The sequence below is a fragment of the Carboxylicivirga taeanensis genome (assembly GCF_051851475.1).
GTDB classification, from domain to species: domain Bacteria; phylum Bacteroidota; class Bacteroidia; order Bacteroidales; family Marinilabiliaceae; genus Carboxylicivirga; species Carboxylicivirga taeanensis.
In genome coordinates, this window is the sequence record NZ_JBPUSJ010000005.1 from 15,299 (window position 1) to 37,823 (window position 22,525).

The following is a 22,525-nucleotide window of genomic DNA, read 5'->3' on the forward strand; positions in this document are numbered from 1 at the left end:
TAATATGAAACAAATTAATTTACTGTTATTGCTCGTACTTCATGTGAATATTAGTGCTCAAGAGCCCAAAGTAATCTCTTGGTCTGATTTGGCTTCACACATTGAGTTTAATGATCCATTTAAGCAATTAAGCAATGAGCAACTTTATAACTTAAGACAGGTAGCCAACTATAGAGAAATAGAGAAATACCCTGAAAATTCTTTTAGTACACAGGAAAAGTCCAGGCGAGATAGTCTGGAAGCATTATTAATCAGCGAAAGCATTAATATTGATAGTCTTTTGGCTATCCGTTATAAGATAGCCGATTTGAGAAGAAAGCAGGCAGAACAGGTGAATCCTGCTTTAAATAAAGAAAAAGTAAAGATATCAGGTTATTTGTTACCATTGAATTACGTCGATAATAAGGTGACAGAGTTTTTGTTAGTTCCATGGGTAGGTGCTTGTATTCATACCCCACCACCACCTAAGAACCAATTGATTTATCTGACATCAAAAGAAGGGCTTGAAATAAATTCTCGTTTTATTGCTGTTACTGTAGAGGGAATACTTAACACCGAAAGCAAATCATCAAAATTGTTTTTGGTTGATGGCACTGATGATATTTCATCTGGATATAGTATAATCGAAGGAGCGATAACCACACTATAGTTCTCTTAAGTCACCAAACCTAAATCTTATGAAAGCTAGGATAATATGCATCTTTACCATAGTACTCGTGGTAAATATATTTTCCGGCAAAATATATGGGCAAACAGATACCATTGCTGGAAAACTGGATAAAAAAAAGTTTACACTGCGAGATCCGGAAGATAATGCTGTTGACTTGAGTTTGTACCTTACAGATCTTAAGGGTGTTATGCCTGTTCCTATTATTATTACAGAGCCGGCTGTTGGGTATGGAGGTGGCGCCGCACTCATCTATTTCCACCATCGTAAAAAGAAATACAGTAGCTATGTGCCACCTAATTTAACTGGCGTTGCTGGTTTTGTAACCCAAAATAAAACTTGGGGAGCGGCTGCGTTTCATACACATGTGTTTGGTGAGAACAGAGTGCGTACTACTACCGCATTGATCCTGCCCAAAGTACGTTATGATTATTATGGGAATAACAGTGAGTTACTCAGTAAGCATCCGGTAACTGTTAAGCTTAATTCGTGGGGTATCTTTCAACAAGCACAGGTGCGTATTTCTGACTCTAAATTTTATGCCGGATTAGCCTATATGTACTTTAAAAGCAATGTTTCATTAGATACTATTCCAGGTAAACCCTTACTAAATTTATTATTAAAGCGGCTCAATACTAATTCTGTAATTAGTACAGTGAAACCTATGGTTGTATACGATAGTCGCAATAATAATTTTACACCAACAAAAGGTATCAATTCGGAATTATCATTAAGCCACTCTGCCAAATGGCTTGGTTCTGATGATACCTACAGCACCTTGAAAGCCGATTTTTATGGCTATTTGCCAATCAGTTCAAAAGTCTTCTCAGGTTGGCGGTTTGATAGTAGTTTTATGTTGGGCGATGGTCCCTTTTATGCTTATCCTTTTGTATCACTAAGAGGAATCCCCGCCATGCGCTATCAAAGTGATAATATGCTTGTATTGGAAACCGAATGGCGGTACAACTTTTTCAGGCGTTGGTCGGTAATTGGATTTAGTGGTGTTGGTAAAGCCTTTGAAAATGCTAAAACTTTTGATGAAATTGATCTTACCTACACTGTAGGTAGTGGAATTCGGTATAAACTAGCCCGATTGCTGGGTATTCATTCAGGATTAGATTTTGCCATGGGCAATGGCAAAGATTTTGCCTTTTATATTGTTTTTGGCAGTTCATGGTAAAACTTGGGCGTTAATAATGAAAATTAATCAGGGAAATTATGAGTAATAAATTTAGTTTAATAGTGGTAGCCTTGGTGATGGTTTTTGTTTCCTGCGAGCAACCGATGGATCCGGTCATAAAATCGGTCAACCAGACCAAAGCTCTTTTACATGCCTATCATTGGCATGTTGATGATGTGAGAGTGGAGGTAAAAGATGAAGATATACCTGCACCTATACTCTGGAATCTGGCCGATTCATTAGTTAGAGCCGGCGTGTACGATTTGGATGATATGATTTTTGATGCTTCCGAAATGCGAAAAATGAAGGTGGAGTTCACGCCTGATGGGAAAATTGTTCCTTTAAATGAAGAAGCGCAATGGTTGAGATCGAACGATGAGCCTATTGCTACCTACTTTGTGATAAATGACCAAACGCTGAGGATTAAAAATGATAATGTTATTCTTAACTACAAATACTTTTACTACCCTGACGAAAGTCAGTTTTTGCTTACTGTTGGAGAGAATGAGGCCGCTTCTTTAATATCTAAAATTAATCAAAAACTTATCGACCGCATCTCAAGTCAATCACCCGATAAATTAGCAGACTTTATATCATCCATTCTTTATAATAATAAAGGCTTGCAGGAAATTATTAATAAGGCTCTTGTAGATATGATATCGGGGAAATTAGATTTTATTAATGAGATAGATCCTGATCAAAGTTCAAAGTACCTGGCTGCAGAAATCATTAAGGTACTTCAATCAATTGATTGGGAATCGAAACTAACCGAGCTGCTGAAAAATGAGTTAGAAAAATTAACTGGTATCGATGCTGAAAAAGTTGCCCAGGAAATGGCTAATGCTATTGCCACTAAAATTAACGAAGCCTTTACAGTCGATACTATTTATAGTTTTATTCTTCCGTATCTCGATAATCTGGTTTCCAATCCGGATGAAAGCTCAGAGCAGATTGCACAGTTGATTGTTCAATTATTTTTTGATGTTTTTAATGAGGAGAATCTGCAAGTTATCATTGCAAATGCTTGGACAGACTTTACCCGTTTAGACGATGAAAAAGTTAACGAAATATCGGTAAGACTCACGGAAGTTGTTCAGGATTTATGGATAAATGAAGATGCTATTGCTTCGTTAGTTTTGCCGTTTACGCAGAAAATAGAGGAGACATCCATTTTAGAAATAGGTGAGCTGGCTCAACAAGCTACGCAATCGATTGAGGTTTTAGTGGATAAAATAAATATAACCTTCCCTGACTTGAATCTAACACCGGATTATGAGAATTTAAACAGTTCCATTAAAGCCATATTTATTGCTGCTAAACCTGCAATAAGCTTGGCCGGAGGCCCCGAGAAAGCAGCCCAAAGTGTGGCCGCCATTGTGTTGGATAACTTTATAACTACAGAGTTACTTAATAGCACATTTAGTTCTGTCATAAATTATTTACAAACTATCGATCCGAATATTGTAGGCGAAAAAGTAGCCACTTGGTTGGTTAATTTGGAAGAGCAACTAGCTCCTGAAATTATTGCAAGTTTGAAGCAGCTATTTGAGCCATTATTGCAAAATATAAACCCTGACTATATTGCGTTTAAGATTTCAAAAACCTTAAATAGTTTTATAACAGAGCGGGTTACGCCAGAGGTGCTTAACTCAATGATTTATCCAATACTTAAGGCGTTTACCGAAATTAATGCTGAAGCAGTGGCTAATTATATAGCGGTTAAACTATTGGAGTCTGATCTTATAAGTGGAATTATTAATGAAGAAAATTTGGTGCAAATACTATTACCGGTATTAACTTCTATATCCGATTTAAATACAGACGAGATTGCTCAGAAACTGATTGACTCAATCATTGAAACAGGGCTTTTTGAGGAGATACTTACAGAGGATAGAGCATCTACATTAATAGCCATACTAATATACAATGCTACCTGGGAAGAAGTGAAGATTGTAAATAATTTTAAAGAGGCCACAATAACACTACGTCATGAATAGAATCGTATATATATATGTTATAATTATCTTTATCACTGCCTTTAGTGTTGAAGTATATGGGCAGGGAGCATTGCCTAACAGAACAAATAGCAAGGTTTATAAAGAGTATACCGATAGTTTAAAACGTACACCTTACCCCTGGCATTGGCCGGTAATGGGGGGGAAGTTGCGTAAACTTGGTTTTGATCTGCCATATCCGAATGGATTGATGGTAAACTATGCTTATTCACAGCAAGAACTCATGCTAAGTGATGTTTATGTAGGGTTTAATCCGAACAATTTAACACCTATTGATGGGATAGCACGGTTTAGTAGAATTCAGGCTAATGTCAATGCCATTTCGGTGCGTTATGATTTTTGGTTATTGCCATTTGTCAACTTTTCTGTAATTGGAGGGCGTATAAATGCAGATACAAATGTGGATTTAGGTTTGCCTTTCGAAGCCAGCTTTATAGCTCGCTCGCAAGGTACATCCTTAGGTTGGAATACGGTTGTGGCTGGTGGACTAGGCCCAATTGTGCTTAATGCTGATTTTACACAGGTTTTTACCTGGACTAAAAACACCGAACGCCCCTCAAAAACCAATGTTATTGGAGCCAGATTAGGTCATATGATAAGGTTTAAAAACAGGCCTTACCGAAATATTGTAGTACTGGCCGGGGGGCAATATTTAAAGTTAAATAAAACAAGCAATGGAAAAACTGATCTGGAGAAAGTGGCTGGTATTTCGCCCGATGACAAAGCTCGAATAAGCGAACAATTGAATGATTGGTACAATAATTTGCCAGGTAGTGAGCAGGAAATATTTAGCGGCTTATACAAGGGCTTAAATGGGTGGTTAACTAACTCAGAAGGCACAATTTTGCACTACAAGTTTAATAAGAAGTTATACTATCCCTGGAGTATGTCTGTTGGCTTTAACTACCAACACAATAAACGCTATCAGTTAACCAGCATGTATAGCTTTTTAGGGAGTCGTAATCAGTTTACAGTTGGTTTAACGTATCGATTTGGATTTAGGGGTAAAAATTATTTACACGGGCTTACATTGTAAAGCTATATTAGCGTTCAGCTTATTGGTATTAAAATTATTAATGTTTTGTATATTAGATACAAACTGTAATTAGTAGAAATAATATATAAGATAATTTGATAGCAAACATATGCATCCAGACAGATTTCTGCCGGCAATTTGAATTTTGGAGTGGTTGTTTTTTTGGGGTTGGCTTCAGTTGAGTGTAATTGGAAAACAGGCTGCTATTGGTTAAATGTTGATCTAATGTAACAGCTTTATGAATTGCATTTCATGGAAAATTCAGGTCATTAAGCAATGAAATGGGAGTAAAATAGAGATATTAAGTGATGCAATTATAACCTTGTAAAGATGATTCCCTTCAACAGTTAATTGATAACTATGGAACTTTTTGCGCTGATGGATTAACAAATAAACGGACTAATCTTAATGTTTTAATACAAACAATAAATGATTAAACGAACAAGCCTAACTGTGTTAATGATTTTATACTCTTTTTACTCTGTAGACGCGCAGCAGGAAGAGCTTAAAACAGATGGTTATACACCCTATGAATTGCTTTCCAGCTATTACAACAGCAACTTTCACCCGTTTAAAAAGAAAAATATTTACGTGGGGTTATCCTTCTCGTTGGAAGACAAAAGGTTGCAAAATACAGATTACTTGGTACAGCAAGTGATCGATGGAGAGCGTTTAAATTACGATATCGTAGCTAAGTTTGGTTATTACACAGGAAATTATGGCATGGCAGGCATAAAACTTAATTATTACCAGAATCACTTTGAAGGTAGCATATACAGAGAACCAGATACTTTACAATCTAATTCAATATCGAGAGGATTTGCTTTAAAACCGCATTTTAGATCGTCGGTGCCGCTAACCAAAAACGAACGTTTAAGTTTCTTTACAGATATAGGTGTTTCATTTGGCATAGCACATAATTTGAAACGGGAAATAAAACACAGTGATGAAATTCAAAAACAATTTGGCAAAGACTATCATTTGGGTATAGGAATAAGTCCGGGTATAACATTTTTTGCAATGGAAAACTTTGCCTTTGAAATGCAATTAAATGTTTTGGGTTATCAATTGCAAGTTTCCGAAAATAGGGTTAATAATGCTGCTCCCTCCCGGGAGGTCAGACAAAATGTAGACTTCAATATTAATATATTATCGATGGAATTGGGTCTGGCTTATTATATTGGTTCAAAAAAATAATTGATAAACCAATTTGGTTGAGGATGTAAAATGGCTAAAGTTATGTATAGTAAGTTAATAGTGCGTACTGTTTCTTTATTAATGTCAATAATTGTGGTTCAGGCATGTGTTGATGAGGATTTTTTTGGTTTGTCACCATATGGCAATATTAAGGACTTGGTAGTAAGTAATCAAGCCAGTAATGCCAAAATACAAAGTGATAAAAATAGAGTTGTAATAGAAATACCGGGCGGTGTAGATTTATCTGAGATTCAAATACAATCTATAAAACTATCTTCATTTGCTACATCGGATAAAAACGTTGGTGACCTTTTAGATCTAAATACGTCGCAAAACATTACCATTAAGGCTGAGGATGGTAGTTTTCATATTTGGGAAGTAATTTCATTTGTGGCTTCAGCAACTCCACAACTAGATAATCATGATTTTAGTTTATGGTACCAAACAGCTTCAGACTACTATGAACCAGGAGAAAGTGTATCTAATACCATATGGGGGACAGGTAATCAAGGAACGCAGATACTCGGCAAGTTGGCTACCACACCTATTGATATTGGAGGAGGCAATCTGGCTGCAAAGATGGAAACCCTTGACAATGGAAAGCTAGCCGGTGCTTTTGGGGCACCAATTTCGGCGGGTTCGATATTTACCGGGGCCTTTAACCCCGATAAAATAGACCCGTCTAACCCACAAGCAGCCATTGAATTCGGAACGCCATTTACTGGAAGACCGGAAAAAATTAAATTCAAATACAGTTATTTGCCTGGTGACGTAAATAAAGACAAGCAAGGAAATATTTTAGCATATGATGATGCGTGTGATATATATGCATTGTTGGAAGTTCGTTTGGGAGATAAAACTGAGAGATTGGCTACAGCCTGGTTCAGAAGTTCCGATTCGCAAGATGAAATAGACACCGTAGAAGTTCCTTTTATCTATGGTGAGTTGGATGATACCTATCCCGATTATATGAAGCCTGTTGATTTAGGTTATGTCAGTTCAGATTCTGCCACTTTTATTTTACCAACGCACATCACTTTTGTGGCCTCATCAAGTTTTGATGGGGCTAACTTTGCCGGTGCTATTGGTAGTGGGTTAATTATTGACGATGTCGAGATGGTTTATGAATAACGGATTAAACCAAAAAGAAAGTGTAATGGAAAAAAAGATTAGTGAACTAATTGTTAGTCACAAACAAGTATTTCCTAACGATGCCAATCCTTCCGGAAATATGTTTGGTGGTCGTATTATGGAAATTATGGATGCTACAGCTGGTATTACGGCTAGTCGTTTTGCTCCTCATGCTCATCATTGTGTAACAGCTTCTGTAGAAACGGTTCAGTTTAATCTTCCTGTTCATATTGGTGATGTTTTGAAATTTGAAAGTCAAGTGGTTTATACAGGGCGTAGTTCTATGGTAATTAGAGTAAATGTTCAACGTTATAACCGAAATACGCAGTTGGATGAAACTTGCACTAGTGCACATTTGATCTTTATTGCGATGGATGCTGATGAAAAGCCAATGTCAGTGCCTGCATTAGATATTACGTCTAGGGAGGCCCAACAAGCGTGGGAACTTGGCTTAAAAGTGCGTGAGCGGTCGTTGAAAATTAAAGCAATGAATGCAATGTGAGGGGGAGCTCCTGTTGAGCCGTTACAACCATTTTATCCTTAAACGCATGCGCAACCGCATGACCACGAACCTCTCCGCCCCGAAAAGACATGTGGTACCGCCAGTTTATCAATAAGCTCATTTATGCCAGAGTCAGCTGTGAAGGCATCACTTTTAAGTGATCCCAAAGGACCCATTGGACAAAGACAAGTTATCGGTGCAGAAAGCTTTTTTCCAAAACCTGAAAACGGCATTAATCAACACATAAAGCAATTCATTTAACAGCGAGCAGAATTTATCAGACGTGGTCAATGCACGACTAATGGCAGGTTACAGATTAAAGAAGCGGTACTCGTTCAACCTAAGTTTGGCCACGCTCGACAATAAAAGCATCAGTCGACACATCTGTCAGTAGTTCGTAAAAAAAAGCCCCACAATCTTTCGATTATGGGGCTTTGTGTGCCCAGTAAAGGACTCGAACCTTCACGACCTTGCGGTCACTGGTCCCTGAAACCAGCGCGTCTACCAATTCCGCCAACTGGGCTTGCGGGTGCAAATGTAGAACCAAAAACTAAATTCACAAAATGTTTTTGCTTAGGAAAGAAAAAAAAAGCTGCTCTAAAAGCATTGCCTTGTTTCAATAGCTTACTAATCAGTGTAGCTACAGTGGTGCATTTTTTTTGATAAAAAATCGGTGTACTAAGCACAGCTATAGACATGAGGTTTTTCTAATTGCCATTAAAAATGTACTTTCGCAGCTGATTTTATTAGTGAATCTTTAAAGAAAAACATAATGAACAAAATTAGTTACGCCCTTGGTATGAACCTGGCGCAGAATCTGAAAGCAGCAGGTATTGAGACGATTGAATATGCAGAATTTACAAAAGGGCTGGAAGCTGCTTTTGAAGGAACAGAAACTCAAATGTCGGCTGACGAAGCTAATCAAACATTGCAGCAGTTTTTCGGCGAATTACAGGCTAAGCAAGCCGAAGCTGCTATTCAGGCAGGAAAAGACTTTTTAAATGAAAATGCCAAGAAAGAAGGCGTTGTTACTTTAGAGAGTGGTCTTCAGTACGAAGTTATTACAGAAGGAAACGGCGCGAAGCCAACTGCGGCCGACCAGGTAGAGTGCCATTATCATGGAACCCTTATTGATGGAACTATTTTTGATAGTTCGGTACAGCGTGGAGAGCCTGCTACATTCCCGGTTAGTGGTGTTATTCAAGGATGGGTAGAGGCACTTCAGCTGATGCCTGTTGGCAGTAAGTGGCGTTTATTTGTGCCTTCTAATCTGGCTTATGGTGAGCGTGGAGCTGGTCAGCATATCGGACCACATACCACCCTTATTTTTGAAGTTGAATTATTAGCTATTAAATAAGCATTTAATCATAAACTTTAATTAATTCAGGTGTCATTGCTTGTGCTTTAGCATGGAGTTGTGACGGCATGTCCAATGGCATCTGGCCAATGTAAACTAAATAATTATCAGATGAAAGTAACAAATCTACTAGCGGCCCTTACTTTAATAATTGTGGTAATGGCATCGTGTTCAAAAGTTCCTAACACAGGAAAAATGGATTTTTCAGACCAGACAGATAGCGTGAGTTATGCCCTGGGTTATCTTCAGGCTGCTAATTTAAAGAAACAATTTGAGCGTTGGCCATTGGAGGTGGATTCGGTTGCTATGGTGAATTTTGCGAAGGTAATGGCCAAACAGGAGATCAACAAGGCCAACCTTGATCACCTTAAAGGCATGTTCAATGAGATTCATGAAGAGGTGTTCATGCGAGGTTTCCTGAATGAGTTTGTTTACAGCAAAAATCCTTACTTTACAGAGATGACAGCTGATGTGTATCTACGCAAGGTGATGGAAGACATCCGTAAGGTGAAAGATGCAGAGCGCGCTGAAAAAGCGGCCGCTAATTTGGCCGAAGGACAAAAATTCTTAGAAGAGAATGCCCAGCGTCCGGAAGTAAAAACAACTGAATCAGGGTTACAGTATGAGGTAATCCGAGAGGGTAATGGTGTTGTGGCTACGTCGAACGATCGCGTGAAATGTATGTATCATGGGACTTTACTGGATGGAACTGTATTTGATAGTTCTGTTGAGCGTCAGGATACAGCACAATTTGCTGTTAAAGGTGTAATTAAGGGCTGGACAGAAGCCTTGCAATTAATGCCTGAAGGCAGTAAATGGCGTTTGTACATTCCTGCAGACTTAGCTTACGGTGAGCGTGGTTCAGGAGCTAAAATTGGTCCTAACTCAACACTTATTTTCGACCTGGATTTAATTGAAGTGGTTCAGAAAAAGTAATATTGCATTCTGTGTAAAAAATAAAAACCGGCTTCGAGCATTGCTCAAAGCCGGTTTTATTTTAGCCATCAGCTTGTATTTAAATTCCTTGTTTATTATTAGTGAATTCCGAAATCAGGTCCAGTTTTAGTTCTTTAAAGAGCTGATGCACTTCATTCATTCTATCCTTCGTTAGTTGGGTCAGGTAACTCCTGGCTTTTTTGGGGTTTTTGTTGAGAAGTTCCAGGGCTTTTTCATCCACGGCGGATTGCTCTGTAAAAAAGCGTTTTTCAAGAGGCTCCCGCTTCTCCAATACTTTTTTATGGGCATCCTGCCAGCGCAGGTACATCAGGTTATCTACAAAATCGACTGCCCAGCGAATACTGTTCTCCTGGTAGTAGTCGGGGTTATAAACTTTATAGCATTCTGCCACATCGCTTACGCCGGTGTAGATGGGCACATAAGCGCTGGTATAGGCATTGTCGACATAAAACCAGTAAATACCCCCTACTTCATTAGGCAGCCAGCCACGTAATTGGGCTATCATGCCATACTCGCCGCGGGCCCGTGCTACGTTGCGCCGGCTGTTAATATTCAATACACGGCGCATCTCCAGCGTAGGAAAAGGGGTTGCAAATGCACTTTTGCTTAGCTGGCCCTCTTCGTTGGGATAGTACCAGGCCTGGGCATTTTCTTTGTTGTAGATAGTGCCTTCAAAGGTGGAGCGCTGAAAGTCCATCACATCCTGTACCGATAGCTTTTTCTCGGGTTTAACAGAGAAGGGATAGATAGAAAGCGGTTCGACGTATTGCGTGTACTGGTTGTCGCCTTCCCAAACGGATTGGGTGAAACGATCGGGCCATTGGGTGTAGTTGGGAGCAAAGGTGGCATAAAACAACCAAAAGCGTGAGGTGGACCATTCGCGTGGGATAGGAGAGTAGGCCTCCTGCCAAATGAATGGCTGCCCCGAATCTGGATGATACCAGCCCCGATCAATGGCTTCCTGCATGTAGTTGGATGATGCCCGGTAATTGGCCTTATCTTCCAGGTTAATCTGTTTGATGATGCTCCAGTTAGGGATAATCATGGCATGGTCGTCGGGAACGCGCTGAGCGGCCCAGATACAACCAGGTTTGCCGCTGTCTTTTTTCCATTCGTTACCTACACTGAATACTTCCAGGACCCATATTTCTTCTGTGTCGGCAATGACCAATGACTCACTCTCGTCCACGCACGATGGCAGAAAGCCATAGGTTTCCATCAGCTCAGTAATGAGTTTGAGTGCCTCTTCAGCTTTGGTGCATCGCTGTAGGGCAAAAGCCTGTGCTTGCTCAATGGTCATAATTTGCTCACAAATGGCTCTGTCAACCATTAGTTCGGGGCGCTGGCTCAGGGTGCTTTCGCCAATGGCCAGTTGTTTGGAATTGATTTGTGGGTAAGCCGTTTGAAAGTAGGAATAGGTTTGCTCTACCTGAGGGATGTGGCCAATGACTTTGCCGTAATCGCCCAAAGGACGCCCCGACTCAACCATGCCCCAATGCACAGGGGCTTGTGTGCCCGGGTTATATTTCTGGCCGGGGACTAAGTGTAAGCGGCAATCGGGTCCTGCGTCTGTGTGAGAAACAATTACCGAACCATCAGCCGATGCCTTCTTGCCAATGGCAATCACGGTGCAGGCGTGCAGGTTGGTATAGCCGGTAATAAAAATGATTAGTACTGATATCAGGTGTTTCATATTGATTTTTTTAAAAGTTTGTTACTTGTCTATCTGAAGATAAAACCTTGTTGAAGGGGATCATTGGGATCAAACCAGAACTCATTTTTACCGGTTAGATGGGCTGTTCCGCTCACTTCTGGTATAACGGCCTGGTGGGGCCCGTAGGTTGTTGTTTCGCTCACCATCACCTCCATGGTTGTGCCTAATATACTTTCGATGATGAGGCGTTCTCCAACTTTTAGCTCCCCTTTGGCATGGTGCAAGGCTGCACGGGCACTCACTCCCGAACCGGTAGCCGACCGGTCCACCTCTCCTTCGGCAAAGATGCACACGTTGCGGCTGTGGCAACCGGAATGATTCGCTTTTCCGGTGAAAATTGTTCCGTACAGAAAACTCAGCTCGTCCTCAAATGGGTGCTGGATGGTAAAATTCTCCATCACAGCCTGTTTTATCCGGCGTCCCCAGTCTATCAGCTGGTTGTAGTCCTTCTTCTGCAAGCCAATGCCCAGTTTATCAGCATCCACAAAGGCATAGAAGGCACCGCCGTAGGCCACGTCAAAGGTTACCTCACCAATCCCGTCAATCGTTACAGTTTCGTTTTCAAGCAGCAGGAAGGAGGGGACATTCAGGAACGACACCTTTTCCACTATTCCTGCTTGGCGATGGGCTTTGGCACGAATCAAACCCGGCGGTGCATCAATCAGGAGCTCTGGCTCATTGCCTGCCTTCTCAATCATGCGGGTGTCAAACACCAGTTTGGTGAGGGCAATAATGGCATGGCCGCACATGGTGCTGTAGCCTTCGTTGTGCAGAAAAAAAGTACCGAAATCGGCACCCGGGCTTAGGGGCTCTGTTATAACGGCTCCATACATATCGGCATGTCCCCGTGGTTCAAAAAGGGTGCCGGTACGTAAATAATCCAGGTTATCTCTGAAGTAGCGTCGTTTTTCGAGGATGGTGTGGCCCTTGATTTCAGGCACACCTGCATAGAGAACTCTTAAGGGCTCACCTCCGGTGTGCAGGTCAACGCTTTGTATGCGGAGCCATTTATCGGGCGGTTGCCAGCTCCAGTTATTAAGCTTAATCATAGAGGGTGGTTTAATAAGTTATTAAGCCCGAAGTCCGATGGTAGTGCAAGGTGCGCAGTGCACCTTGCATAATGTATTAACCATCAGTCATCGTTGTTCGTGAAATTTGAACCTATCAGCCATCACCTTTTGTCCTTCTCCTCTTTTCCACGCACCAAGGGATTCGCTATATCGAAACTTGTTCTCCCAAATTTCCTTCGCGGGCTTTTTCGAAAACCAGCTTAGCTGCAAATAAATCAAAGATGCCTTCGCCAACCGTTTTAAACAAGCGCGTTTCCCTGAAACCAAGTGCTCCGGGCTCGTTAAGAAGCAGTGAGATGTGCTTCACCTGCTCATCACTGACCAAATTGTTCGTGAGCGGAAAAACCAAGTCGCCGCTTTCTGTTTTTGCCTGATTGGCATCTACCCACACGCTGTCGATGAGGCGGTAAACCGCTTCTGGGATTTCTCGCATAGTAGGTTTATAGGAACCAATACAGATAAAACATTTTCCAACAATTAAATCTTCCAGATTCGGCAGTACAGGTTCGGTGGAGGTGGTCGCTGTTACCACCACTTCGCTGTTAACCACCACTTGCTGGGCATCTTCGCAGAGCGCCACATCTATATTGGGACATTTATCGGCCATGAAGTTGATAAATTCATGAATCACTTGTGGTGATTGGTCGTAGACAAACACGCGTTCGAGATCGCGCTCATGACTAGCCAGCCAGGCAATGTGGCGGCCTTGTGCACCGCCACCAATAATACCCAATGTAGTTGCTAAAGGATCGGATAAATGACGAATTCCAACACAGGCTACAGCCGCGGTGCGCATAGCCGTTAGCTTGGCTCCATTTAAAAGTGCCAGTGCATCGCCGGTTGCACCTTCGTTGAGCAGAACCGTTCCGTTAACAACCGCCTTTCCGTAGTTACTATTACCCGGAAAAATTGATGCCAGTTTGGTGGCAAACATATCGGGCCCTACAGAAGGCATCAGTAACAAGCTATTGTCGTTGATATCCACATGCATCCTTTGGGGCGTGTAATAATCCGGATCGGCCGATGCTTTTAAGGCCAGTTCCATAACGTCTGTCCATAACGTTGGAGGGGCAGCCTGCTCAATAACCTGTGAAGATAGAATTCGCATAAATTTGTATTAGAAAGCTTTTAAACGCTCTTGTTCAACATCATCGATGGTTTTTGGCAGAGGCTTCCCTAATAAACGGTATCCATCATCGGTTATCAGAAAGTCTTCCTCGTTGCGGCAACCACCAAAATCTTTATATTCTTCAAGTTTATCGAAATTTAAAAACTCTGTCAAATGTTTTTCCGATTTCCATTTATCAATGAGTTGAGGAATGAAGTAGATGCCTGGTTCGATGGTTAAAACAAAACCTGGCTCCAGCTTGCGTCCCAGTCGTAACGATTTCATGCCAAATTGGGTGCTTTTAAGCTCATTATCGTAGCCCACGTATTGTTCACCCAAATCTTCCATGTCGTGTACATCCAATCCCATCATATGCCCCAGGCCGCAAGGGAAGAACATGGCATGAGCACCGTTACTCACCGCATCGTCGATGTTCCCTTTTACAAACCCGAGATCTTTCATACCGCGCATCACCTCGCGGGCCGACTCCAGGTAAACCTCTTTGAAAGCAATGCCCGGTTGGAGCATCGAAATGGCTTTTTCATGTGCGTTTAAGGCCACCTGGTAAATGTCTTTCTGGCGCGGTGTAAAGGTTTTAGAAACCGGGAATGTACTGGACATATCACCGGCATATCCCATCGATGTTTCAGCACCTGCATCCAGCAAAAATAGCTGCCCGTCTTTTAATGTGTTCCCGTGATAATGGTTGTGCAATGTTTGCCCGTTGATGGTGGCGATAACCGGGAAGGAGATGCCTCCGTTCTCGGCCAGTGCAATGCGTTCCACTTCGGCCGCTATGTGCGCTTCTGTTATGCCGGGGCGGGCCATGCGCATGGCAGCCAGGTGCATATCAACGGTGGTGTTAACCGCTTTTTCTATCTCGGCAACTTCTTCCGCCGATTTATAATTGCGCTGTTTGATGACTGCCAGCACCAGTTCCTGCGAAGCTTTTTCTTTTACCTCAGAGGGCTGGATGCTTAACCATTCCAGCAATTTGATTTTGCTTTCGCCGCGATAAACGGGTAAGAAATGAATGGGGCGACCTGCTTTTTTTGCTGTTTCCAGTTGTTTGACCAGCTCAGCTGTTGTACCCGTTTGCTGCACACCACAAGTGGCAGCTCGCTCTGCAATGCTTGGTTGATTGCCCATCCACACGATGTGGTCGATGGTGTAATCATCACCATAAATGGCGGATTCGCCCGTGTCGGCATCGACCACCCCAACTAAGTCGGGATGATTCAAACCAAAGAAGTACAGGAAGCTGCTATCTTGCCGAAAACGGTAGGTGTTATCGGCATAGTTCATCGGGCTTTCGGTATTGCCGATAAACAGCAGCAGTCCTTTGTCAACATCCTGGGCCAGTTGTTGGCGTCGCTTTGTATAAGTGTCTTTATTAAACATGTTGGTTGGGGTTTATTGTTTATTAATCTGATAGTTTTTGGGTGGTTGAATACCATGCAGGTGCCTGACGAAGAAGTCCCACCGCTTGCGAATCAGGTAGTTGTCGTAATACACTTCGCTATGGTCTTTATTGGGGATGAGCAAAAGCTCAAAATCTTTGTTGGCCTTAATCAGTTCAGCCGCCAGACGCATAGAGGCGGTGGGATTTACGTTCTGATCCTGGTCGCCATGTACCAATAATAGTTGTCCTTGCAGGTTTTTGGCATGGGTGTAATTACTTTGCTCATCGTAGTTTTCACCCGCCGGATAACCCATATAAAGTTCGGGCCACCAGGCTTTGGCCGACCGGTGATCATGGTTGCCTGCTGTTGCTACACCAACTTTGTAAAACTCAGGGTAAGCCAGTAAAGCTCGCGCTGCATCGTAGCCGCCTGCTGAGTGCCCAAAGATACCCACCCGGTCAGCATCTATCCAGGCGTATTTTTTGGCCAGTGTTTGAATGGCTATCATCTTATCCGGCCCACCAATATCGCCAAGGTTTTTGTACGATACATCATGAAAAGCTTTGGAACGGAAGGCCGAGCCCATGCCATCGATATTTACCAACACAAAGCCCAGTTGTGTCATGGGCAGGTCATCGTTAGCCAGTCCGCGGTAGAAGGTTTTGGGCGTGCGTATGGTATGCGGACCACTGTAGGTGCCTTCAATTACCGGATACTGCTTGTTTGGATCGAAATTATTGGGTTTGAACAGGACTCCATAAATATCGGTTTGTCCATCGCGTCCCTTAACTTTAAAAGGTTCGGGTTTTTGCCAGCCCATGGCTATGATTTCAGAAATATCGCCTTTTTCGAGCTGGCTTATCACTCGGCCATCTTTGCTTCGGCGGAGTACTGCCACATTTGGCTCCTGAACAGTTGAGTAATTGTCAATAAAATAATTCCCATCCGGACTAAAAAATACCGTGTGATGAGCGGGCTCTGAGGTGAGGCGTTTGAGGCCTTTGCCATCAAAGTTGATGGAGTAGAGCAGAGGCAGGTAGGGGTCGATGCCCGGTTCTTTTCCTCCGGCGGTAAAGTAGATGCGTTGCGCTTTTTCATCAATGTGCTCAATGCCACGCACCACATATTGGCCTTGGGTAACCTGGTTGACAACTTCTCCTGTTTGCTGATTGATGCGGTAAATGTGCTGCCAGCCATCACGTTCCGATAGCCACAATAATTCTTTGGTGTTGTTCAGAATTTTTAAATCGCTGGTGTTCGGATCAACATACGTGTTAGCCTGCTCTGTAAACAGTTTGCGGACCATTCCTGTAGCGGCAGTTACCTCATAAACCTCAGCCGACTGATACCCTCTGTTGAAGCTTGTCTGAAATGCTTTTGCGCCATCTTTGGTCCAATTAAAAGCATAGGCCAGAAAAGGTGCTTTAGCCGGGATATCCAACATTTGATAGTTGTCTTTTTCAACATCAATAAGGATAAACTCAATGGTGGGCACAAGGGTGTCGCCGGCAATGGGGCGTTCGTATTCGTGCACCTCGGCCCGGTGGCCTTCATCTGGTAATATTTTATAGAGATACAGGTTTCGTGCATTTCTACGGTCAAATTTTCCGGCAATCAAATATTTGCTGTCAGGACTCCAACTGAGGTTCAGCTCCAAAGGGTGATCGGCCTCTTTTTCGATGTTTTTGGTTGAATACCACGATGGTGAGGCTCCATAACCATAAGCTCTGTTTCCGTCGTTAGTGATTTGCACCGAGTCGTTCCCGCTCTTGATCCAAATATTGTAGTTGTGCACAACCGCCGTTTTGGTTTTATCTGGTGATGGCAGTGACAGTTCAGGGGCTGTATCCTTTGCAAAGGTGTTTAAAGTGTTAGCATCTAAACGATAGGCGTACCACTTATTTTTCAATTGAAAACGGAGTGTTTTGCCTTTGTCTGTTACTTCCAGATTTGAGATTGGTAGTTCATAGGCCTTAATCGTTTTGCCGGTTTCTTTGCTTAGTTGTTTGGCCAGTTCTTCCTGGTTAAATAAAGGTGTTTGCGAACCATTTTTGAGATGGCACTTCACATATTCGGTTCCTCTTTTGGTTTTTACCGAGTACCAAAAATAACTGGCTGATTTTACCCACTGAGGATTCACCCACGAGCGATAGTATTTTTGGGTAATGTTGGAGGCAATAAACTGCTCGGCCCGCTGATAGTTTGTTGTGTCAATGCTGATCTGGCTTTTTGCCGAAGCCAGATAGCACATAACACAGAAAAGAATAAAAATCTTTTTCATTGGTTTTGATTTACTTATAAACTGTTTAGTTCGTGATACCTGCGCGCGGTAGGGCGCACCGGGTTATTAAGAGATGGTTTGCACCATCGTTTTTACTCAAGTAAGAAGAAAGGGACTATCAAAAAATCCAGCACTCGAACAGGCCCATGCCAAAACGGCCATACAGGCTAATAAGTGCCACCGAGGAAACGGATAGATACAATGAAAGGTGGGCCGTAATGAGTGGCCGCTTGGTGGTAACAGATGTGTATGCTGTTAGTTCTTTCATTGCACAGTTGCCTTTTGTCAAGTGCAATGTAGTAAATTCAAATTATTTCAGAGCAAAGGATACTGAAAAAAGTAGAAAGCTTGCCTAATAATTGAGGCGTGTTTCATTTTTTCGACTATGATTCGAGGCATTGTTTAATGGCTTCTTCCAGTTCGGTTATTGATTCCCGACTATACCCTATTTTAAAGTACGACACCTGGTTGTTATTAATGATAATATTGGCAGGCAGATGTTGGGGTTTTTGTCCGTATTTGTGGTTTTTATCCGGATTAAGTTGAAAGAGGTAATCCATCAGTTTCTTTTGGTTGTGTAAATGAAAATAGATGAAATCATTTTTCTGTAAATCTAACCATTCAAGCACTTCTTTTTCGCTTTCTCCATTAATGGCCAAAAACAATAGTCCATCTTCTTCATATTTATCAACCAGCTTATTTAAATGAGGTATTTCTTTTGCGCACGGCTGACACCAGGTGGCCCAAAGATTAATCACATATATTCGGTTTTGGCTTTCGTCAGCCAAAAAGTCATCTTGCTCCAATATCTTTCTAAGTGGTTCGTCTAGGGTTTTGTAATGACGAAAGACGGCAGACTGTTGCCATTTGGCAATGCTGTTGCTTGCAAGTAGGAGTGAAATAAAAATGGCTGAAAGAATGAACGGGCTTAACTTATTCATGGTTCTTATTGTGTGTGATAGGTTAAAAGGCTTTTTTCTGAAAGGTTCGCTGAAAAAGGAAGGCAAATATCAAAGAGTAAAATACGATGCTTAGTATTTGTAATGGAGTCATTATTGCGCTGCCAATAATATGCCTGATACTCGATAAGGGTGCCAGGTGGAACAATTCAGTATCAAAAGCCCGATTCCCATAACTTACCAGCCATAGTTCAATTAACCAATACAAAAAGAAAGGTAGCGCCATCAGGTTACTGGCTTTGCTAAAGCTTAACAGTAAACCGATATTACCAAGCGCATACAGATAAAGTGTGAAGGCAAGCAGACTGTTGTAATTTAGTTCTCGAATGAAATGCCAGGGCCAAATGCCATAAAACAATCCGGCAATGGCGGTACTTGCGAAGCTAATTAGTAAAAACAGCAGCAAGTAAAAGCCTATTTGAAACTGGCCATAATGGAATAAGTTGGTGCGTGAAATTCCAATAATCAGCAGGCTTCGGTAGTATCCGGTGTGAAGCAAATGACTTACAATTTGAATGATCCACATGGCAAAGAACAAGCCGGTGAGTGTTGCGCCCATGGTTCTGCCAGTGACAAATCCGGCCAATTCGGCTCCGCTTAGTTGGTCGTTAGTACCACTCCAAAGGTATATAAAGGCTAAGCTGATCAATAGAATAAACAAAATCAGATAGGTGATTACACTTTTACGCGACGAAAGTAGTTTTAGTTCAAAGGAAACATAATTTCTCATCGTTTACTTGTTTTAAGAGGGTTCTTTTTCAAACCAATGCATTAGTCTTGATGATTGATTTTCAATAGAATCATCAGGCGTTATTCGTTTTTTTATTTGGCCAGCTTCCATAATGATAATCTGCTCATAGTTCCTGGGAATCTCACTTAATAAGTGGGTTGATAACAGAATGAGTTTCTGTTGTGCTAATAAAGTGCCTATTAGTTTCTGAAGTTGTTGCATCCCTACAGGATCTAATCCGTTAAATGGCTCGTCCCAGATGTATACTGATGGATTGCCGAGTAAGGAGATAATCAGCGACAGACGCTTAATCATGCCAACCGATAAGCTTTTGAAGGGCTTGTTAAAGGCTTCTTTGAGCTGCCAAAATTCCAACCAGTAATTCATCTCTTGGTTTGAAGCTTTTTTTGCGGAACTGGCTATTTCCAATAGTTGTCCAACAGTCAGATGAGGCTCTGTGGTAAATGGTTCGAGCGAGATGCCCAGGTGATTTCTGTATTCATCAGCCTGATAAATGCCATTTAAAGCAACAGCACCTTGCTGCATGGGGATGAGGCCGCATAGTAAGTTGAAAAGTGTGGATTTGCCACAGCCATTAGTACCGGCAAAAATGTACAAGCCGGATGATTGAGTTTCCAGAGACAGATTATTTAGAACAACCTGGTTTTTGAAACTGTGGGTTAACTGTCTAATTTTCAACATGACTTGTGCTGTTTTCTAGAAACTGAAGTTCGAGTGATTTCTCCCATTCCAGATCTTCAATGGCTTTACCAGGTAATGGCTTTTGTTTTATCATACTGTAGTTCTCCCAAAAATCCGGGTTGTACGGGTAATTGGTTTCGTAGGAGTTTTCGTGTAGATCCAACTTACTTTTGTTAGAGATACGTTGACGCTCCTGTCGTTCAGTCACAACATTGGTAATCACTAGCAGGGTTTCAGCCCATTGCCGGTGTTTGATGACTTTTTCGTTTTGGTCCGCATCCGGGTTTTCGAAAATAAAATTCTTGGCGTTGGACGGAGCAAACTCACTTATGTATTTGAGATAATACTTGCCCTCTATTTTTTGATAGCTTATTTCCGATTGGTCAAAGATGCCCTCTTTTATTGTGAACTTGGCGTTTTTATGCTTAGGAGTTAATCTAAAGAGGTAGTCCATTTTATGAATACCGTAATCGTTGGCATCGATATAGATATGCCCTCCATGAAACGTGCTCTTATTTATGGAAGCTCTTTTTCCGTTTGGATATAAGGCATTATACTCAAAAAGAACCTTGTAAACCTTAATGGTGTCCAGCCACATGGCTCCTTCAAATTCGTAATTAAAGTTTTCGTAATCAGTTAGTGGTTGGTACCACCATTCGCTCTTATAAGCTCTCACCGGATTATTATAGGCCCGGTAAAACATATTACGATGTCCACCATGTATCATTTTCTCCATTTTATCAAAGGCCCATTTGTATTTGGCAGACCTTTGTATTAAGTAACTCTGGCTTTTTCTAACTTCCTCAATTTGAATTTTGGTAGTACTGGTAGGCATGTCAATGCCTTTGTCTTCAATAAGCAAAGCGGCCTCTATAAGCTGCACAAAGGTGGAGTCACGAAATCCGGTTCGCCGATAGAAGGCTTCCATTTGAGCGGTTTTACGGTGGAAATTACGCTTGATACGCTTGGAGGCCAATCGAACAAGGTCTTCGGCAGTATTGCCATTCGGTAGCACCAGCACTTCATTCAAATTAAAGGGTTTGGGCCGTATGTGTACAATTAAGTTGAGGGAATCAGTTCGGGGAATAATGATGCTGGTATCGGCGTAGCCCAGGCTTGAGAAATCAAGTTTCAATCCGACTAATAGAGATGGGATGTTTAACTCAAATTCACCCTCAGAATTCGTAATAGAACCGGTTCCCCAATTCCGTTGTGAAATGTGGGCGAATGGTTGTGGTTCACCAGAACTTAAATCAATCAGTGTTCCGCTGATTTTTATAGTTTGCGCATTCGGATTGGTAACGATGAGGTAATTGTCTTTTCGTTGAATATCCAAATGGCAACTCAATGCCAGTTTACTGATATAATCGTCCAGCGAAAGAGAATCCATTTCAGGATAAATCGTTTTTTGCAGATTCACTAAATCTTCACTGTATGTTAATTCCAGACTATTGAGTTGGGCAACACTATCAAGGTAATAGTGAATTGTCTTTTGAGCATTAGCAGTGACACATAAAGTGCTGAAAAGGAGTAAGAAAACTAATGGTTTGTATTTCATAAGGATAGGGTTAAGGTGTTGGTGTCTTTTATGATTTTAAGATTAAGAGTCAGTGCAATGATTTCCAGCGCATTACTTACATTGTCTTCTGAAATGCGGCCGCTAAAGCGTAAATTGCCAATAGCTTTGGATTGCAGGTTGATATCGACTTGGTAGTGATTCTGTAGTTCCTGAATGACCTCAGATAGAGGTGTATTTTTAAATGAAAGTATGTTGGTTGCCCATGTCGATGCATTAAGGTCTGGCTGTTGGCTAATTGCATATTCGTTGTTTTGCAGGCTCACCATTTCTCTAGGTGACACAATAAGTGGCTTGCTAAGCCAGTTTTGGGGTTTAAAAGCAACTTTTCCTTCATCCAGAAAAAGATGCAAATCCCCTTCTTTACTATCAGAGAGTGTAAATTTTGTGCCTAACACTTTAGTGTTACCGTGTGCAGTTTTTATAGTAAACGGCCGTGAGGCATCATGATGTACATTAAACCAGGCTTTGCCATTGAGGGTTACTTTTCTGTTTGTAAATGGTTTGGGGTAAGATAACTGACTGCCGCTGGCTAAAGTAACGGTTGTGTTATCGGGTAAAGTAATGGTTTGTTGCTGTTGGGCCGTAATGTGTTCCGTATCAACTTGATCGTAGTGGCGGTGGATTATAGTACCAATAAACAGGCCGATTACTACTATGGCTGCAATGCGACTAAAGGTTCGGATTATCTGACGTCGATGAATGCGCGCAGTAACTTGCAGCAGTGCCTCTTCGGTCTTAGGCATGTATTGGCTGTTGGCATGGCCTGTGTGCGCCCATATGTACTTGAAGGCTTTAAAAAATGCATCATTCTCAGGGTGCTGCCTTCGCCATTCATTCAGTTCAGCTTTTTCGTTTACCGATATGGATGAGTCGAGTTCAGCAATTATTTTATCGATTGGTGCTTTATGTTGCATAGTCGTTTTTCTATTAAGAGAAA

At 41.8% G+C, this 22,525-nt stretch carries 20 protein-coding genes and 1 tRNA gene; 9 read left to right on the forward strand and 12 right to left on the reverse strand.

All coding sequences use genetic code 11. The features are described 5' to 3' along the window. The first annotated feature begins 4 nt into the window (after positions 1-4). The 7 genes from ACSX1H_RS09020 to ACSX1H_RS09050 all read left to right on the forward strand — a co-directional run bounded on the left by ACSX1H_RS09020 (position 5) and on the right by ACSX1H_RS09050 (position 7,728). Positions 5-649 (forward strand): DUF3299 domain-containing protein, encoded by a 645-nt coding sequence (locus tag ACSX1H_RS09020; protein WP_439183527.1) that lies wholly within the window; start codon positions 5-7, stop codon positions 647-649. 28 nt (positions 650-677) lie between these two features. Next, positions 678-1,847: a BamA/TamA family outer membrane protein gene (locus tag ACSX1H_RS09025; protein ID WP_439183528.1), complete on the forward strand. Its 1,170-nt coding sequence runs from the start codon at positions 678-680 to the stop codon at positions 1,845-1,847. Between the two features lie 38 nt (positions 1,848-1,885). Continuing rightward, positions 1,886-3,844, forward strand: a complete 1,959-nt coding sequence (locus tag ACSX1H_RS09030; protein ID WP_439183529.1) for a hypothetical protein — start codon at positions 1,886-1,888, stop codon at positions 3,842-3,844. Continuing rightward, positions 3,837-4,898, forward strand: a complete 1,062-nt coding sequence (locus ACSX1H_RS09035) for a hypothetical protein (protein WP_439183530.1) — start codon at positions 3,837-3,839, stop codon at positions 4,896-4,898. Before ACSX1H_RS09030 ends, ACSX1H_RS09035 begins: the two co-directional genes overlap by 8 nt. A gap of 429 nt (positions 4,899-5,327) precedes the next feature. Next, positions 5,328-6,095 carry a hypothetical protein gene (locus ACSX1H_RS09040; RefSeq protein WP_439183531.1) on the forward strand — a complete coding sequence of 256 codons (768 nt, stop codon included), beginning with the start codon at positions 5,328-5,330 and terminating at the stop codon, positions 6,093-6,095. A 42-nt stretch (positions 6,096-6,137) separates the two neighbouring features. After that, complete coding sequence (locus ACSX1H_RS09045) at positions 6,138-7,226, forward strand: PCMD domain-containing protein (RefSeq protein WP_439183532.1); 1,089 nt, start codon at positions 6,138-6,140, stop codon at positions 7,224-7,226. Between the two features lie 25 nt (positions 7,227-7,251). After that, positions 7,252-7,728 (forward strand): acyl-CoA thioesterase, encoded by a 477-nt coding sequence (locus ACSX1H_RS09050; RefSeq protein ID WP_439183533.1) that lies wholly within the window; start codon positions 7,252-7,254, stop codon positions 7,726-7,728. Positions 7,729-8,167: 439 nt separating this feature from the next. On the opposite strand, the gene ACSX1H_RS09055 is transcribed toward ACSX1H_RS09050, so the two are convergent. Next, a tRNA-Leu gene (locus ACSX1H_RS09055) sits at positions 8,168-8,251 on the reverse strand. A 249-nt stretch (positions 8,252-8,500) separates the two neighbouring features. Here ACSX1H_RS09055 and bamJ (ACSX1H_RS09060) point away from each other — a divergent pair. Further along, the gene (gene bamJ, locus ACSX1H_RS09060) at positions 8,501-9,085 is read left to right on the forward strand and encodes a BamJ family beta-barrel-assembly machinery protein (RefSeq protein WP_439183534.1); all 585 of its coding nucleotides are present in this window, start codon (positions 8,501-8,503) and stop codon (positions 9,083-9,085) included. Between the two features lie 111 nt (positions 9,086-9,196). Next, entirely contained in the window at positions 9,197-10,021 is an 825-nt protein-coding gene (bamJ, locus tag ACSX1H_RS09065) for a BamJ family beta-barrel-assembly machinery protein (protein WP_439183535.1), read from the forward strand. A gap of 79 nt (positions 10,022-10,100) precedes the next feature. Here the strand turns inward: bamJ (ACSX1H_RS09065) and ACSX1H_RS09070 are convergent, their stop codons facing one another. The 11 genes from ACSX1H_RS09070 to ACSX1H_RS09120 form a co-directional block, all read right to left on the reverse strand. After that, positions 10,101-11,735 (reverse strand): dipeptidase, encoded by a 1,635-nt coding sequence (locus ACSX1H_RS09070; RefSeq protein ID WP_439183536.1) that lies wholly within the window; start codon positions 11,733-11,735, stop codon positions 10,101-10,103. Positions 11,736-11,764: 29 nt separating this feature from the next. After that, a complete protein-coding gene (locus ACSX1H_RS09075; RefSeq protein ID WP_439183537.1) occupies positions 11,765-12,805 on the reverse strand; it encodes a proline racemase family protein in 1,041 nt (346 codons plus the stop codon). Between the two features lie 166 nt (positions 12,806-12,971). After that, positions 12,972-13,934, reverse strand: a complete 963-nt coding sequence (locus ACSX1H_RS09080) for an ornithine cyclodeaminase family protein (protein ID WP_439183538.1) — start codon at positions 13,932-13,934, stop codon at positions 12,972-12,974. 9 nt (positions 13,935-13,943) lie between these two features. After that, positions 13,944-15,335 (reverse strand): aminopeptidase P family protein, encoded by a 1,392-nt coding sequence (locus ACSX1H_RS09085; RefSeq protein WP_439183539.1) that lies wholly within the window; start codon positions 15,333-15,335, stop codon positions 13,944-13,946. A gap of 12 nt (positions 15,336-15,347) precedes the next feature. Continuing rightward, on the reverse strand, positions 15,348-17,618 hold the full coding sequence (locus tag ACSX1H_RS09090) for a S9 family peptidase (RefSeq protein WP_439183540.1): 2,271 nt from the start codon (positions 17,616-17,618) through the stop codon (positions 15,348-15,350). A gap of 118 nt (positions 17,619-17,736) precedes the next feature. Next, the gene (locus ACSX1H_RS09095; RefSeq protein WP_439183541.1) at positions 17,737-17,886 is read right to left on the reverse strand and encodes a hypothetical protein; all 150 of its coding nucleotides are present in this window, start codon (positions 17,884-17,886) and stop codon (positions 17,737-17,739) included. 115 nt (positions 17,887-18,001) lie between these two features. Then, the gene (locus ACSX1H_RS09100; RefSeq protein WP_439183542.1) at positions 18,002-18,559 is read right to left on the reverse strand and encodes a TlpA family protein disulfide reductase; all 558 of its coding nucleotides are present in this window, start codon (positions 18,557-18,559) and stop codon (positions 18,002-18,004) included. 22 nt (positions 18,560-18,581) lie between these two features. Continuing rightward, entirely contained in the window at positions 18,582-19,307 is a 726-nt protein-coding gene (locus ACSX1H_RS09105; protein WP_439183543.1) for a hypothetical protein, read from the reverse strand. Positions 19,308-19,319: 12 nt separating this feature from the next. After that, positions 19,320-20,009, reverse strand: coding sequence for an ABC transporter ATP-binding protein (locus ACSX1H_RS09110; protein ID WP_439183544.1), 690 nt, complete (start codon positions 20,007-20,009; stop codon positions 19,320-19,322). Then, positions 19,996-21,567, reverse strand: coding sequence for a carboxypeptidase-like regulatory domain-containing protein (locus tag ACSX1H_RS09115; RefSeq protein WP_439183545.1), 1,572 nt, complete (start codon positions 21,565-21,567; stop codon positions 19,996-19,998). The genes ACSX1H_RS09110 and ACSX1H_RS09115 overlap by 14 nt, the downstream gene beginning before the upstream one ends. Then, positions 21,564-22,502 (reverse strand): FecR family protein, encoded by a 939-nt coding sequence (locus ACSX1H_RS09120; protein WP_439183546.1) that lies wholly within the window; start codon positions 22,500-22,502, stop codon positions 21,564-21,566. The genes ACSX1H_RS09115 and ACSX1H_RS09120 overlap by 4 nt, the downstream gene beginning before the upstream one ends. Positions 22,503-22,525: the final 23 nt, after the last annotated feature.

Coding starts and splice junctions, on each gene's coding strand:
- ACSX1H_RS09020 (WP_439183527.1), top strand. CDS start 5: ATGAAACAAATTAATTTACTGTTATTGCTCGTACTTCATGTGAATATT.
- ACSX1H_RS09025 (WP_439183528.1), top strand. CDS start 678: ATGAAAGCTAGGATAATATGCATCTTTACCATAGTACTCGTGGTAAAT.
- ACSX1H_RS09030 (WP_439183529.1), top strand. CDS start 1,886: ATGAGTAATAAATTTAGTTTAATAGTGGTAGCCTTGGTGATGGTTTTT.
- ACSX1H_RS09035 (WP_439183530.1), top strand. CDS start 3,837: ATGAATAGAATCGTATATATATATGTTATAATTATCTTTATCACTGCC.
- ACSX1H_RS09040 (WP_439183531.1), top strand. CDS start 5,328: ATGATTAAACGAACAAGCCTAACTGTGTTAATGATTTTATACTCTTTT.
- ACSX1H_RS09045 (WP_439183532.1), top strand. CDS start 6,138: ATGTATAGTAAGTTAATAGTGCGTACTGTTTCTTTATTAATGTCAATA.
- ACSX1H_RS09050 (WP_439183533.1), top strand. CDS start 7,252: ATGGAAAAAAAGATTAGTGAACTAATTGTTAGTCACAAACAAGTATTT.
- bamJ (WP_439183534.1), top strand. CDS start 8,501: ATGAACAAAATTAGTTACGCCCTTGGTATGAACCTGGCGCAGAATCTG.
- bamJ (WP_439183535.1), top strand. CDS start 9,197: ATGAAAGTAACAAATCTACTAGCGGCCCTTACTTTAATAATTGTGGTA.
- ACSX1H_RS09070 (WP_439183536.1), bottom strand. CDS start 11,735: ATGAAACACCTGATATCAGTACTAATCATTTTTATTACCGGCTATACC.
- ACSX1H_RS09075 (WP_439183537.1), bottom strand. CDS start 12,805: ATGATTAAGCTTAATAACTGGAGCTGGCAACCGCCCGATAAATGGCTC.
- ACSX1H_RS09080 (WP_439183538.1), bottom strand. CDS start 13,934: ATGCGAATTCTATCTTCACAGGTTATTGAGCAGGCTGCCCCTCCAACG.
- ACSX1H_RS09085 (WP_439183539.1), bottom strand. CDS start 15,335: ATGTTTAATAAAGACACTTATACAAAGCGACGCCAACAACTGGCCCAG.
- ACSX1H_RS09090 (WP_439183540.1), bottom strand. CDS start 17,618: ATGAAAAAGATTTTTATTCTTTTCTGTGTTATGTGCTATCTGGCTTCG.
- ACSX1H_RS09095 (WP_439183541.1), bottom strand. CDS start 17,886: ATGAAAGAACTAACAGCATACACATCTGTTACCACCAAGCGGCCACTC.
- ACSX1H_RS09100 (WP_439183542.1), bottom strand. CDS start 18,559: ATGAATAAGTTAAGCCCGTTCATTCTTTCAGCCATTTTTATTTCACTC.
- ACSX1H_RS09105 (WP_439183543.1), bottom strand. CDS start 19,307: ATGAGAAATTATGTTTCCTTTGAACTAAAACTACTTTCGTCGCGTAAA.
- ACSX1H_RS09110 (WP_439183544.1), bottom strand. CDS start 20,009: ATGTTGAAAATTAGACAGTTAACCCACAGTTTCAAAAACCAGGTTGTT.
- ACSX1H_RS09115 (WP_439183545.1), bottom strand. CDS start 21,567: ATGAAATACAAACCATTAGTTTTCTTACTCCTTTTCAGCACTTTATGT.
- ACSX1H_RS09120 (WP_439183546.1), bottom strand. CDS start 22,502: ATGCAACATAAAGCACCAATCGATAAAATAATTGCTGAACTCGACTCA.